The 12,674-nt window shown below is 69.5% G+C and carries 9 protein-coding genes; 5 read left to right on the forward strand and 4 right to left on the reverse strand.

Annotated features, from left to right (window positions below; translation table 11 throughout):
* The 4 genes from BOSE125_RS10200 (at position 1) to BOSE125_RS10215 (ending at position 5,189) form a co-directional block, all read left to right on the forward strand.
* On the forward strand, positions 1-1,251 hold the full coding sequence (locus tag BOSE125_RS10200) for an acyltransferase (protein ID WP_159552268.1): 1,251 nt from the start codon (positions 1-3) through the stop codon (positions 1,249-1,251).
* Positions 1,252-1,354: 103 nt separating this feature from the next.
* The gene (locus BOSE125_RS10205) at positions 1,355-2,233 is read left to right on the forward strand and encodes an SDR family oxidoreductase (RefSeq protein ID WP_159552270.1); all 879 of its coding nucleotides are present in this window, start codon (positions 1,355-1,357) and stop codon (positions 2,231-2,233) included.
* A 23-nt stretch (positions 2,234-2,256) separates the two neighbouring features.
* Positions 2,257-4,068 carry a glycoside hydrolase family 15 protein gene (locus tag BOSE125_RS10210; RefSeq protein WP_159552272.1) on the forward strand — a complete coding sequence of 604 codons (1,812 nt, stop codon included), beginning with the start codon at positions 2,257-2,259 and terminating at the stop codon, positions 4,066-4,068.
* A 128-nt stretch (positions 4,069-4,196) separates the two neighbouring features.
* Entirely contained in the window at positions 4,197-5,189 is a 993-nt protein-coding gene (locus tag BOSE125_RS10215) for a siderophore-interacting protein (RefSeq protein WP_159552274.1), read from the forward strand.
* A gap of 80 nt (positions 5,190-5,269) precedes the next feature.
* On the opposite strand, the gene BOSE125_RS10220 is transcribed toward BOSE125_RS10215, so the two are convergent.
* Both BOSE125_RS10220 and BOSE125_RS10225 read right to left on the reverse strand, forming a co-directional pair.
* Positions 5,270-6,559 (reverse strand): aminomethyltransferase family protein, encoded by a 1,290-nt coding sequence (locus BOSE125_RS10220; protein WP_201301179.1) that lies wholly within the window; start codon positions 6,557-6,559, stop codon positions 5,270-5,272.
* A 101-nt stretch (positions 6,560-6,660) separates the two neighbouring features.
* Positions 6,661-7,692, reverse strand: a complete 1,032-nt coding sequence (locus BOSE125_RS10225; RefSeq protein ID WP_159552276.1) for an ABC transporter substrate-binding protein — start codon at positions 7,690-7,692, stop codon at positions 6,661-6,663.
* A gap of 161 nt (positions 7,693-7,853) precedes the next feature.
* On the opposite strand from BOSE125_RS10225, the gene BOSE125_RS10230 reads away from it, so the two are divergent.
* Complete coding sequence (locus BOSE125_RS10230; RefSeq protein ID WP_159552278.1) at positions 7,854-8,807, forward strand: LysR family transcriptional regulator; 954 nt, start codon at positions 7,854-7,856, stop codon at positions 8,805-8,807.
* 30 nt (positions 8,808-8,837) lie between these two features.
* Here the strand turns inward: BOSE125_RS10230 and BOSE125_RS10235 are convergent, their stop codons facing one another.
* Together BOSE125_RS10235 and BOSE125_RS10240 are read right to left on the reverse strand one after the other, a co-directional pair.
* Positions 8,838-10,676, reverse strand: coding sequence for an ABC transporter ATP-binding protein (locus tag BOSE125_RS10235; protein ID WP_159552280.1), 1,839 nt, complete (start codon positions 10,674-10,676; stop codon positions 8,838-8,840).
* Complete coding sequence (locus tag BOSE125_RS10240; RefSeq protein ID WP_201301180.1) at positions 10,673-12,646, reverse strand: ABC transporter ATP-binding protein; 1,974 nt, start codon at positions 12,644-12,646, stop codon at positions 10,673-10,675. Before BOSE125_RS10240 ends, BOSE125_RS10235 begins: the two co-directional genes overlap by 4 nt.
* Positions 12,647-12,674: the final 28 nt, after the last annotated feature.

Here is a 12,674-nt window from a genome sequence, read left to right on the forward strand (position 1 = left end):
ATGTCCCTGTCCAGGCCTCACGCGCACCCCGGTGCCCGTCCGACCTCCCGCCCCCGCGCCCCGTGGGTGGACACCGCCAAGGGGATCTCGATCCTGCTGGTGGTCCTGCTGCACACCAGCCTCTGGCTGCGCCAGGCGGACATGGACCGGATCCCCGCCTTCAGCGCCCTGAACACCGCGTTCGAGGACCTGCGCATGCCGCTCTTCTTCGCCATGTCCGGGTTGTTCGCCGCGAAGTGGCTGACGGCGGGCTGGGGCGATTTCCTCCGCACCAAGGCCTCGCTGCTGGTCTGGGTGTTCCTGCTGTGGCAGATCCCCGTGATCGCCTACCGGATCATCGGCGGGCACCTGCTGCCGGGCATGGTGCACACGGACCTGGGGACGCAGCTGGAGACCTGGGCGTGGTCACCGCTGCGGGCCAACGCCGAACTGTGGTTCCTGTGGGCCCTGGTGCTGTTCCTCCTCGCCGGTCGTCTGTTGCAGAAGGTCCCCACCGGGTGGGTGGTCGGCTCGGCCGCGGCGCTGTCCGTGGTGTGGTCCGGGCTGGTCTGGCCGGGTGCCACCGGGCTGGAGGGCGGCGAACTGCGGCACTTGGTGGGCACCGGACTCTATGAGGCCCCGGCCTATTTCCTCTTCTTCATCGCCGCCGCGCGCGGCAGCTCCTGGATGCGCGACGGCGTCGCCCGGGTCCCCCAGACCGTGTGGGCCGCCGTCGCGGTCGGCTGGCTCGTGGCCTTCGCCTGGTTCGGGGCCTTCGAGGACCAGCGGGACCAGCCGGGCGTCGTGTTCCTGTGCCAGGTCTGCGGGGAGATCGGCGGGATCGCCCTCGCGGTGTCCCTGCAGCGGATTCGCCCGGCGGCCCGCGCGCTGGCATTCCTGGGCCGGCACACGCTGGAGGTGTACCTCTCCCACACCACGATCGTGGTGGCCCTGGCCTCCGTGCTGTATCTGACCGGTTCACCCCTGCTCGCGGCCCCCTGGGCGGCGTGGACGGTGGTGGCCGTGGCCCTCGCCGCGATCGCCCTGGGGCTGCTGCTGGGCCGCGCGGCCCGGGGCACCTGGCTGCTGGAGCCGCCGGCGGTCCTGCGGCGATGGCCGGGATCGCTGCGCCAAGCCTTTGAATCCCCGGCCTCCCCGGCCACATCAGCATCGTCGCATTCCCCGGCCACATCGGCGGCCTCCCCACACTCCCCCGTCTCGCCAGTCGATACCGGTTCTCCCTCGCCTCGGACCACCACAGCTCGGCGTTGACCACAGCACGTCGGTAGTACGGCAGTGACCGCCACCCACCGGTGGTTCACGTCCGGAGTGCTCGCTACAGTGGGCGGCACGTGATCGACGACAGGAGACGAGCATGACTCCAGCACCCGAGACGAACACCGACGGCTTCCCGGAGCACATCCCCGCGCAGCAACAGCAGCCGCCGGGCGTGCAGTCGCAGATGACTCCGCTGCCGGACTGCGGCGAGACCAGCTACCGGGGTTCCGGCAAGCTGGAGGGCCGGGCTGCCATCATCACCGGCGGGGACAGCGGAATCGGCCGCGCCGTGGCCATCGCCTTCGCCCGCGAGGGTGCGGACGTGTTGATCGCCTACCTGAATGAGGACGAGGACGCGCAGGACACCGCGCGGTACGTCGAGGAGGCCGGACGCCGCGCCGTGCTGGTCCCCGGCGACCTCTCGGATCCAGCCCACTGCCGCAGCGTGGTGCAGAGGGCCGTCGACGAGTTCGGCCGGCTGGACGTGCTGGTGGCCAACGCCGCGTTCCAGATGAGCCACGAGAACCTCGAGGACATCTCGGACGAGGAGTTCGACCACACGTTCCGGCTCAACGTGGGCCACTACTTCTACCTGGCCAAGGCAGCGCTGCCACACCTGAAGCCCGGGGCCTCCATCATCGGCACCTCCTCGGTGAATGCGGACTCCCCCAGCCCGACCCTCGCTCCCTATGCGGCGACCAAGTCGGCCATCGCCAACTTCTCCGCGTCTCTGGCGCAGCTGCTCGGCCCGAAGGGCATCCGGGTGAACTCGGTGGCGCCTGGCCCGATCTGGACTCCGCTGATCCCGTCCACCCTGCCGGAGGACCAGGTCAAGGACTTCGGCCAGCAGGTGCCGCTCGGCCGCACGGGCCAGCCCGCCGAACTCGCCCCGGTCTACGTGATGCTGGCCAGCGACGACGGCAGCTACGTCTCCGGGGCGCGGGTGGCCGTCACGGGCGGCTCGCCGATGCTGTGAGTGGGGAGGCTGTGAGCGGACGCATGACACTGGATGAACGCCGCGACGGCTATGTGGACCTGCGCTCCTATGCCGCGATCGGTAACGGCAGGACCGTGGCCCTGGTGGCGCATGACGGCTCCGTGGACTGGTTCCCCGTGCCGGACCTGGACTCCGCCCCGGTCTTCGCCCGGCTGCTGGATGCGGACCACGGCGGCTGCATAGAGCTGGGTCCGGACGAGGAGGCCCTGAGCGCCGCGGGCGTGGAGGTGGCTGCCGATCTCGGGGTCCACCGCGAGTACATCCCCGGGACGAACGTGCTGCGCACCACGTACAGCACCCCGGTGGGCACCGTGCGGGTCACCGATTCCGTGAACATGGGCTCCACCGGCGCCCTGCCCTGGACGGAGCTCGCACGCTGCGTGGAGGGCCTCGACGGCCAGGTGCCGATGCGGTGGCGCGTGGTCCCGGGGACCATGCTGAACACCGCCTCCCCGTGGGTGCAGCAGACGGACCAGGGCCCGGTCATCCGCGTCGGCGAGGTCTCCCTCGCCGTGCGCGGCGAGGACATCGGAGCGCACGACGCCGGCCCCCAGACCATCTCCGGCCGGTTCACCTCCGGCGAGGGCACTGAACACCTGCTGGCCGTCGTCGGGACCGCGGCGGAGCCGCTGCGCCTGCCCGAGCCGCACGCGATCCGGCGCAACGTGGACCTGAGCGTGGACCTGTGGCGGCGCTGGACCGACCTGCTGGAGTACGACGGTCCCTACGAGGACGAGGTGCGCCGCAGCGCTCTGGTGCTGAAGCTGCTCGGCCACAGCCCGTCAGGATCGATCGCGGCGGCGGCCACCACCTCCCTGCCGGAGAACCGGGAGGGCACCAAGAACTATGACTACCGCTTCGCCTGGATCCGTGACGCCACCTACTCACTGCACGCGCTGTTGCGGCTGGACGAGCAGGAGGACGTGCATGCCGCCGTGTCCTGGCTGCTGCGGCTGGCGCGGGAGCAGCAGCCCCGGCTGCACGTGCTGAACCGGCTCAACGGGCACGTGCCGGAGGCCGGCACCACGGAACTGGAAGTACCTGGTTGGCGCGGCATCGGCCCCGTGGTGTCCGGCAACGACGCCGCTGACCAGTTGCAGCTTGGCGTCTACGGGGACATCTTCGACATGGCGACCCTGTATGTGGGCGGCGGCAACGTGCTGGACGCCGAGACGGCCCGGATGCTGTCAGGACTGGCGGACGCCGTGTGCGACCTTTGGATCCGGCCCGATGCCGGCATGTGGGAACTGCCCGAGCACCGGCACTACACCAGCTCGAAGATGGGCTGCTGGGTGGCGCTGGACCGGGCCATCGCCCTGGCCGACGGTGGGCACCTGCCGGGAACGGATGACAGGTGGCGGGATGAGCGGGACCGGATCCGGGCGTGGATCGACGAGCACGGCTGGTCCGAGCAGCGCGGTGCCTACGTCATGTACCGCGGGAGCGAGGAACTGGACGTCTCCGTGCTGCTGCACACGATCAGCGGGTTCGACACCGGTCCGCGGATGTCCTCAACCATCGATGCCCTGCGCGAGGAACTGGGCCGCGGGCCGCTGCTGTTCCGGTACAGCGGGATGGACGCGGAGGAGGGGACCTTCACGGCGTGCGGCTTCTGGTGCGCCGCGGCCCTCGCCCTGGTCGGCCGGCGTGCCGAGGCCCGGGAGCAGATGGACGCGATGCTGGCCCTGGCCAACGACGTCGGCCTGTACACCGAGATGATCGACCCGGCGGACGATTCGTTCCTGGGCAACATGCCGCAGGCCTTGAGCCATCTGGCCCTGCTGGTGGCCGCCCTGACCCTGAACGGGCAGTGAAGGAACGGGCGGCAGCCCTGGCGCTCATTGCACAATACGGCATGATTCCGTAGATTAATTAGGTGTGCCTTACCTATTGTCGTCAGGCACGCGGAGGCACCCGCCTCGATCCCTACGGAAAGCAGACCATGACCGCGACCGCGACGCAGACGTACCCCTCGACCCGCGCCTACCAGACCCGGGTGGCGCGGATCAGCCGGCTCGGCGAGCACTTCGTCCGGTTCACCTTCGCCGACGACGACCTGCAGTACTTCGGCACCGGCGGCCTCGATCAGCGCATCAAGCTCATGCTGCCCCGCGCGGACGGCACGCTGCCGGACGTGGGACTGTTCGCCGACCCCGCCCCCGCGATGATGGAGTGGTACACCCGCTGGCGTGAGCTGCCGGAGGCCGAACGCAACGCGATGCGCACCTACACCGTGCGCGCGGTCCGCCCGGAGGTCCGCGAGATCGACGTGGACTTCGTGCTGCACGGCACCGCGGGGCCAGCGTCCGCATGGGCGCTGGGGGCCGCCGTCGGGGACGAGATGGTGATCCTCGGACCGGACGAGCGCTCCGAGACGCGCGGCCGTGGCCGCAGCGGGGGCATCGAGTGGGAGCCGGGCTCGGCCCGCACGGTGCTGTTGGTGGGCGACGAAACCGCCGCCCCCGCGATCTGCGCCATCCTGGAAACCCTCGATGAGAGCTTCGGCGGGCACGTGTTCATCGAGGTGCCGGACGCCGGGGACATCCTGCCCGTCGCCACACCCCCGGGGGTGCAATTGAACTGGCTGGCCCGTGGTGATCGTCCGCACGGCGAGGCCCTGACCGAGGCCGTGCAGGCCTGGGGCCGCGAGTTCGGCGCGGAGGTGGCCGGTGCTGGTGCCGCTGGGACCGGAACTGACAGTGCTACTGGCGCAGCCGGCGTCGTGGGCGAGACTGATGCAGAGGCAGCCGATGCGGAGGCGACCCTGTGGGAGGTTCCCCCGGAGACCCCGCATGGCCATTGGTACGCCTGGCTGGCGGGCGAGGCCGGCACCATCACCGGGCTGCGCCGCCACCTGGTCAAGGGCCTGGGCATCGACCGGAAGTGCGTCTCCTTCATGGGGTACTGGAAGATCGGCCGCGCCGAGGGCTCCTGATCCTGACTCACCTGACGAGAACAACCGTGCGGGCAGAACGGACTGCTCCCGTTCTGCCCGCACAATTCGGTGGCAAAGGATCAGGAGGCGGCCCGCAGCTCGCCTCGTGATCGATCCTCCTTGTAAGGGGCAGGCCGCACCACGGCGCGGATCGACTTCTGCGGACGACCGGGGGCGCCCCAGATCACGCTGACGCGCGTCCCGGTCTCCGCATGCTCCACGTCCACGGTCGCCAGGGAGAGCATCTTGCGGAAGAAGTAGCTGTAGCCGCGGGAGGTCGCGGTCCCCACGAGAGCCCCGTCCACCTCGATCCGGTCACACCACATGTATCCGCGCTGATCACGGGGCATTTCCATGAAGTCATAGTGTTCGCCCTCCCCGAGCAGGGAATTCTGCACCGCAGCAACGTCCTCGGCGTTCCATTCCAGGGTTCGCAGCACGTGGCGTGGATTCGCCTTCTCCGCGGCGAGGGCCTCTGCGCCGAGGTAGTCCGCACGCCGGGTGGTGACCACCTTGGCCCACCCGAGTTCGACAGGGCTGCGGTAGTACTCCGCGGGGTCATGGCCGTCGAAACTGCCGGCGATGTAGGCCGGCTGGGCAAAGGAGGGCATAGAGGCCAGGAAGTACTCCATATACTCAGTCATGTCCTCGTCGAAGATGGCCGGAATGTAGTCGCTGGCAATGGTCGGGTAGGAAGCCTCGAGGTGATTGATCATCGCGATGCGCCCACCCATCTTGCGGATGTGGTGCTCCTGCCCGGCCTCCAAGACGGCTTGATAGACGTCTTCGCCGTACTCCTTCGGCCCTTGCAGCTCGAATCCAAGCTCACCGGCCATTCCCTGGCGGAGGGCGAAGATGTCATGACCGGCAATCCGCACTGGCACGGCGTGCATGAACTTCGCACTCAGCAGCACCTCGGCATCGGTGAGTGACTCCAGTACCTTGAGTGCCTTGGGCCCAGAGACCTGGTACATGAACCAGTCGTCGCGGGTGACCTGGGCGTCATAGCCACCGCGTTCCAGGTTGAAGGACAACCAGTAGCCGCCGCGGCCATGGACCATGAAGTCGTCTTCGCCGAACTTGGTCAGCACGCCCTCGTGGATGACCTTGCCGTCTTTGTTCGTGTGAATGGCGTGCTTGGACTGGCCGACCTCGAAGGTCTCGAAGCTGTTGACGGTGAAGTCCGCGATCAGCTTCAGGGCGTCCGGACCGGTGAAGCGGTGCTGCCAGAGGAAGGACCAGTCGCCGATGTAGCAGGATTCCTTCCAGGACAGGCTCTCGTCCATCCAATCGGTGTACTCGGGTAATCCGAAGCGGCTCCAGGCGTAGCCCTCGGGCCCTTTGCGCATGTCCTGAACGGTATAGGCCATCTGGTTCTCTCCTCGGTTTGTGGTGGTGCTCTGCGGTGTTGGGCTCGAGGTGTTCCGACGCCGGCCGGGACCTCGGCTGCCTCCGGCCGGCGGGCGGAAGGTCAGGGGGCGTCCGACAGGACGACGTCCTCGACGGAGAGCTCCCCGTCCAGCAGTCCGTCTTCGGTGCTGATCTCGATCAGCCGTTCGAGCGAGTCGGCGTTGATTTCGTCGACCCAGCGCGGCAACCGAAGCTCCGCCGCGGTCTCCGGAGGAATCGAGGTATAGGTGTCGAGGATGGAGCGCGTCTCCTCCGGGTGGGACTCGGCGTAGTCCGCGGACTCGGCCATCGCGGCCTGGAACGCGGCGACCAGCTCCGGGTCTTCCTCGGCCAGGGCCCCGGTGGTGAAGTAGGCGGAAGCCATCAGGTCCGGGGATACCTCCATCCAGTTCCAGAAGACCGGTTTCATCGCTTCCGCCAGACCCATGGTCAGGAAAGGCTCTACGAGGAAGGCCGCGTCAACGGTCCCCTGCTCCACGGCCGCGACCATGTTCGGGAAGGGCATCTCCACGAATTCGACCGCAGAGGGGTCTCCGCCGGACTGGCGCACGGCTTCCTTCACGGTGGAGTCGGAGATGTTGTTCAGAGTGTTCACCGCCACGGTGTGGCCTTCGAGGTCAGCGGCGGACTCGAAGTCCGAGTCCGGCAGGACCACAGTGGCGCCGTAGTCCGTCGCTTCGTCCCCGGTGCTGGAGCCGCCAGGGGCGATCACCTTGATGTCCAGCCCCTTGGAGGCTGCGATCAGCAGGCTGGTGGGATTGCTGAAGCCGAAATCAGCCTGGCCGCTCGTGACGGCGGGAATGATGGCTGCGCCGCCCTGGGCGGTCTGGAGCTCCAGCTCCAGACCGTGCTTCTCGAAGATGCCCTGGTCGACACCCAGATGAAGCGGCGCCAGGTCCACCAGGGGCATGACGCCCACGGTGACCTTCTGCACCTCACCCGAGGCGTCGGCGTCGTCCGCCGTCCCGGTCGCCGTAGCGTCGCCGGAGGGGGAACCACCGCCGCAGGCGGTCAAGGACAGGGCGAGGACGGCGGCGGCCGCACTAGTCCACAGGACGGTGGAACGGCGCTCAGAACGAAGGGGAAGACCCATGATGTCACCTCGGAGAACAGGGCTCCGTGGGGGTTGGAGCCGGTTTGGTGTGATGAAGAGCACTCTGGGAACAACGGTAGGATCGGAAGGGCTATCAAGCCAATCAAAAGAGCCAAACTTAACATCGGATTCATCTATACAGAGGCTTGACATGGAGGATCATGGACACGACTGATTCATACGACATGAACCTGTTGCGGACCTTCGTAGTCGTCTACGAGACCCGCAGCGTCACCCAAGCCGCGCACGTGCTGTACCTCAGCCAGCCCTCCGTCAGTTATGCCCTGGGCAAGCTGCGGAAACTCTTTGCAGATCCCTTGTTCCTGCGCAGCCGAGCAGGTTTGGAACCGACTCCCGTGGCGGAATCGCTGTACCCACGAATGATCCAGGCCATCCAGTTGATGGACTCGGTGGTACAGAGCGCCACCGAATTCCGGGCCGCTGAGACCACCCGCACGTTCCGCCTGATGATGACCGATCTGGCCCTGATGGCCCTCTTCTCATTCGTGGTCAAGGCCATCCAGGAACAGGCACCACTAGCCAAGATCGAGGTGACGCTGTTGGACGTCGCCCAGCTAGAGGACCAGCTGCGCCGCAACGAGATCGACGGGGCTATCGCCGTGCCGTCATTCTCGCCGGACGTCGTGGTCCGCGACCATCTGATGGATATGCCCTACGTAGGGGTCTGCGCCGCCTCCCACCCCCGCCTCTCGGCGGCACCGACGGTGCCGGAACTGGCGGTGGAACAACGAGTCGTGGTGTCCGGGGCTCTAGGTCATCAGCATGTGGAGCAGACGCTCGGCCGGCTACCGGGCGACCACGAATCCTCCATCGCCCTCCCGAACTACTCGGTAGTGGATGAGACCATCGCGGCCACCGAGTCGTACTGCGTGGTGCCGCTGTTCCTCGGGGACATGTTCGTCAAGCGCAGCCCGGTGCGGAAGTTCATCCTCCCCTTCACTCTGGAGCCCGGACACGTCGGCCTGCACACGCTCCGACGGGTCGCGCCGTCACCTTCGGTAGAATGGCTCCGCGAGATCATCACCGAGGCTCTGACCGCCTATCCCTATCCGCAGCACATCGAGGACTACGACAACAGCTGGTTCACGTCCTAGCCGCGACTGGTGGCACCGCCGGACGAAACCTCAGTCGCCGAACCAGGCGCGGGAGAGTTCGGCGTAGTGCCCGCCGGCCGCCCGCAACTCCTCGTGGGTCCCGGATTCTACGATCCGCCCGGCTGACATCACCAGTATCCGGTCCGCGGCCACGGCCTGACTGAGCCGATGCGCCACCACCAGCCCGCTGCGGCCGCGCAGCACCCGGGCCGCCGCGACGTCCAACCGGCGGGCTCCGGCCGAGCTCGCCTCCGCCGTGGCCTCGTCCAGCACCACCAGCTGCGGGTCCGCGAGCGCCACCCGGGCCAGGGCGAGCATCTGCAACTGCATGGGATCCAGCCGGTAGCCGCCCTCCCCGACGTCGGTGTCCAGGCCCTGCGGCAGGTGCGCCACCCAGCCGGCCCCCACGGACTCCAATGCCGCTTCCAGGGCCGCGCGGTCGGCCTCCGGCCGGGCCACCCGCAGGTTCTCGGCCACCGTGGTGGCGAAGCCGTGCACCTCCTGGGAGACCATGGTGATGTGCTCGCGCAGGCTGCCCGGGTTGGCCTCGACCAGCTCGACCCCACCCAGTCGAGCCGTCCCGGACGTCGGTGCCGCCAGCCCCGCCGCGATCTGCGCCAGCGTGGACTTGCCCGCCCCGGTGGTCCCGACGACGGCCACCACCTCCCCCGGCCCGATCCTCAGGTGGACGTCGTGCAGGGCAGGGGTGCCGTCGTCGTAGGTGTGGGAGACGCCGGCCAGTTCCAGCGTGCCGCCGTGCAGCCGCGCGGTGCGCTCGGGCACCGGCAGGGAGACGACGCCGGCCATCCGGGCCAGCGAGGCGCCGGCAGACTGAACCTGGTCGAACATGCCGACGAGCGCCCCGATCGGATTGAACAGCCGGTGGAACAGCAGGGCCGCCGTGGTCACGGCCCCGGCGGTGATGTATCCGGCGGACACGAGCAGGAACCCGGCACCCAGGATGGCCCCGAGCACCACGGCCTCGGCCCGGTTGTTCCGGCTGAACGCCCGGGTGAGAAAGCCGAACACCCCGATGGAGAGATCGCGCGCCTGGGCGGAGGCGGCGTGGATGCGCTCGAGTTCCGGACCCTGGGCGTCATAGGCGCGCAGGGTCCGGGCACCGGTGATCCCACCGAGCAACCGGGTGGCGCGGGTGCCGAACGCGGCCCGCTCCTCACGGTAGATCGGCCCGGAGCGGGGCAGGTACCAGCGCAGGGTGGTCCAGTACATCGGGATGGCCAGCAGTCCCACGAGCCCCAGCCGCCAGTCGACGGCGGCCAGGCCCGCGGCCGAGACCACCACTGTGAACAGCGACTGCACCACCAGTGGCACCACCGTGGTGGCAGCCTGGCTGACCTCGCGGGCATCCTCGGCCACCCGGGACACCAGATCGCCCGTCTCGGTGCCGTCCAGCCGCGCCGAGCCGATCCGGAGGGCCCGGTCCATCACGGCCTCGCGCAACCCCGCCACCGTGGGCTCGCCGGCCCTGGCCAGCCAGGCCTGGCCGGCCCAGGCGCAGGCGGCAGCGATGAGGCCCGCTCCAGCCACAGCGGCCGCGGCCCACCACACGGCAGCGGCTGGGGCGTCTGCACCGGGGCCACCGGCAGTACCTGAGGCCGCGGCGGCGTCAGCAGCATCCGGGGCTGGGTCGACGCCGCCGACTCCGGCGGCCAGCAGGACGTCCACGAGCCAGCCGATCATCCACGGCGCCACCAGGCCGGCGACGGCGGCCAGCAGACCCGCGATTCCCACCAGCCACACGAACGCGCGTTGGCCGCGGGTGTGCCGCCAGAGCAGGCGGAAGGATTCTGCCGGCCGGGCCAACGGAAGGGCCAGCGGCAGGACGGTGTCCACACCCTGAACAGTCATCGGGCCACCGCCATCCGGTAGTCGTCCGAGGCCTCCAGCAGGGAGTGGTGCGTTCCGGTGGAGGTGGTGCCGTCCCGGTGCACCTGCACCACGGTGTCAGCGACGGCCAGGAAGGCTGGCGAGGAGGTCACCACCACGGTGGTGCGCGGGCCGGTGCGTGTGGCGGCGAACTTCGAGCCGCTCTCGGCTCGGTGCCGGGTGGCGGCCTCGGAGCGCAGCGACTTCACGTCCTGGGCGATCTGGAACTCGGTGACGGCATCCACCGCGCTGGTCGGCTCGTGCAGGACGAGCACCTCCGGGTCGGCGTGCAGGGCGCGGGCGAGGGCCAGGCGCTGACGCTGGCCGCCGGAGAGGTTGCGGCCGCCCTCGTCCACCCGGTGCTCCAGCCCATCCGCGAAATGGCCGATGATCTCGGTGACGCCCGCCGCCGCCAGCACCGCCGGATCGATCTCGAGGACTCTGCGGTACGCGGCCTCGCTGGTGTCCTGGGCACGGTGCGTGGCCGGGTGTGAGCGACCCGGACCCTCGTGGTGCAGGGTGATGTTCGAACGCACGGTGCCGGCGAACAGGTCCACCCGGTGCGGCGCCACCACCAGGTGGTCGGCCAGCCGTGACACCAGGCGGCTGCGCGGATGCCCGCCGATCAACACTGTTCCGGCTTGATCTCCCAGGCCGTCCACGGCTTGGAGGATGGTCTCGGCCTGGGTTGGGTCGTCCACCACCAGACCGAGGAACCGGCCCGGCGGCACCTGCAGATTGAGCCGGATCATCGGAACCTGACCGTCGCGCTCGGCCGAGGCGCCGGCGTCGTGCCCGGGAGACGTGACCAGCGCCAGACCGGTGATGCGCAGTCCAGCCGTTTCCGGGACCTCGTCACCGGTGTCCTCGGCCGGGACCGCGGCGAGGAAGTCAGCGATCCGTCGGGCCGCGCCGTGCGAGCGGGCGAACGCGCCGATCATGTCCGTGATGGTGCGCACCGGCTCCTGGAAGAACACCGCGACCCCGACCACGGAGACCAGGGTGCCGATCGCCAGCTCCCCGGACAGCACCCGCTGGCCGGCCACCACCAGGACCAGCGCCAGCACCAGGGCGGTACCGAGGGCACCGATCGCCTCCAACCGCCCGCTGCGCTCGGCCGTCACGACGCCGGCCCGCCCGGCCCGCTGCGACGCCTCCCGGTAGTGCGTGCTCGCCCAGCGTTCACCGCCTCCGGCGCTGAGGACCCGCAGGCCGGCCAGGATGTCGCCGGCCCGGCGGCTGGCCAGGCCGATCGCCTCCTGCTGCGCGGTGGAGTGCCGTGAGATGGAGCGGGAGGCCAGAGCCACCAGGAACAAGCTGAGCGGCACGCCCACCAGCACCACGAAGCCCACCATCACGTCCGTGGCCAGCAGGTACACCGAGACCGCCACGAGGCCGATGATCGCGGAGCCGCCACCGGCGATCTGCCGGAACACCTGGGCGGTGACGTCCGCGTCCGCCGAGGACAGGGAGAGGATCTCGCCGGCGTTGGACCGGGCTGCCACGGCCCCGGAGGCGAGCGGCACCTCGGCGACCTCCACCCGCAGCGCGTGGGCCTCCTGGTGCAGCGCGGTGTTGGCGAGCCGGGCGCCGAAGCGGTAGCCCAGGGAGAGCACGGTGAACAGCGCCGCGATCCCGAGCAGGGAGAGGAGCATCGCCCGTCCATCCAGGGGGACGATCGCCACGTCCACGATGATCCCGATGGCGATCGGTACGAAGGCCTCGCACACCTGCCACAGCGTCATCAGCGTCAGGCTCCCCGCCACGCGGCCCCGGCGACGGCGGATCGCGCGCCACAGCAGCCGGCCGGCGGTGGTGGGGGCCTGAACGGAGGTTCGCTGCGCGGTGGCCGTGAGCCGGGCGGCGGCCGACGGCTGTGTTGCCCGAGGCGACACAGGGTTCGGCCGAGGCAGGGCCGTCTGCGGGGCCTGCGACTCAGGCGATGTCGGCATGCTCGGACTCCTCGCAGTGGTGGCCAAT

This window comes from Citricoccus sp. K5 (assembly GCF_902506195.1).
GTDB lineage: Bacteria > Actinomycetota > Actinomycetes > Actinomycetales > Micrococcaceae > Citricoccus.

What these genes read in the sequence shown, in the direction of transcription:
- BOSE125_RS10200 (WP_159552268.1), top strand. Translation starts at nt 1, where the DNA reads ATGTCCCTGTCCAGGCCTCACGCGCACCCCGGTGCCCGTCCGACCTCC.
- BOSE125_RS10205 (WP_159552270.1), top strand. Translation starts at nt 1,355, where the DNA reads ATGACTCCAGCACCCGAGACGAACACCGACGGCTTCCCGGAGCACATC.
- BOSE125_RS10210 (WP_159552272.1), top strand. Translation starts at nt 2,257, where the DNA reads ATGACACTGGATGAACGCCGCGACGGCTATGTGGACCTGCGCTCCTAT.
- BOSE125_RS10215 (WP_159552274.1), top strand. Translation starts at nt 4,197, where the DNA reads ATGACCGCGACCGCGACGCAGACGTACCCCTCGACCCGCGCCTACCAG.
- BOSE125_RS10220 (WP_201301179.1), bottom strand. Translation starts at nt 6,559, where the DNA reads ATGGCCTATACCGTTCAGGACATGCGCAAAGGGCCCGAGGGCTACGCC.
- BOSE125_RS10225 (WP_159552276.1), bottom strand. Translation starts at nt 7,692, where the DNA reads ATGGGTCTTCCCCTTCGTTCTGAGCGCCGTTCCACCGTCCTGTGGACT.
- BOSE125_RS10230 (WP_159552278.1), top strand. Translation starts at nt 7,854, where the DNA reads ATGGACACGACTGATTCATACGACATGAACCTGTTGCGGACCTTCGTA.
- BOSE125_RS10235 (WP_159552280.1), bottom strand. Translation starts at nt 10,676, where the DNA reads ATGACTGTTCAGGGTGTGGACACCGTCCTGCCGCTGGCCCTTCCGTTG.
- BOSE125_RS10240 (WP_201301180.1), bottom strand. Translation starts at nt 12,646, where the DNA reads ATGCCGACATCGCCTGAGTCGCAGGCCCCGCAGACGGCCCTGCCTCGG.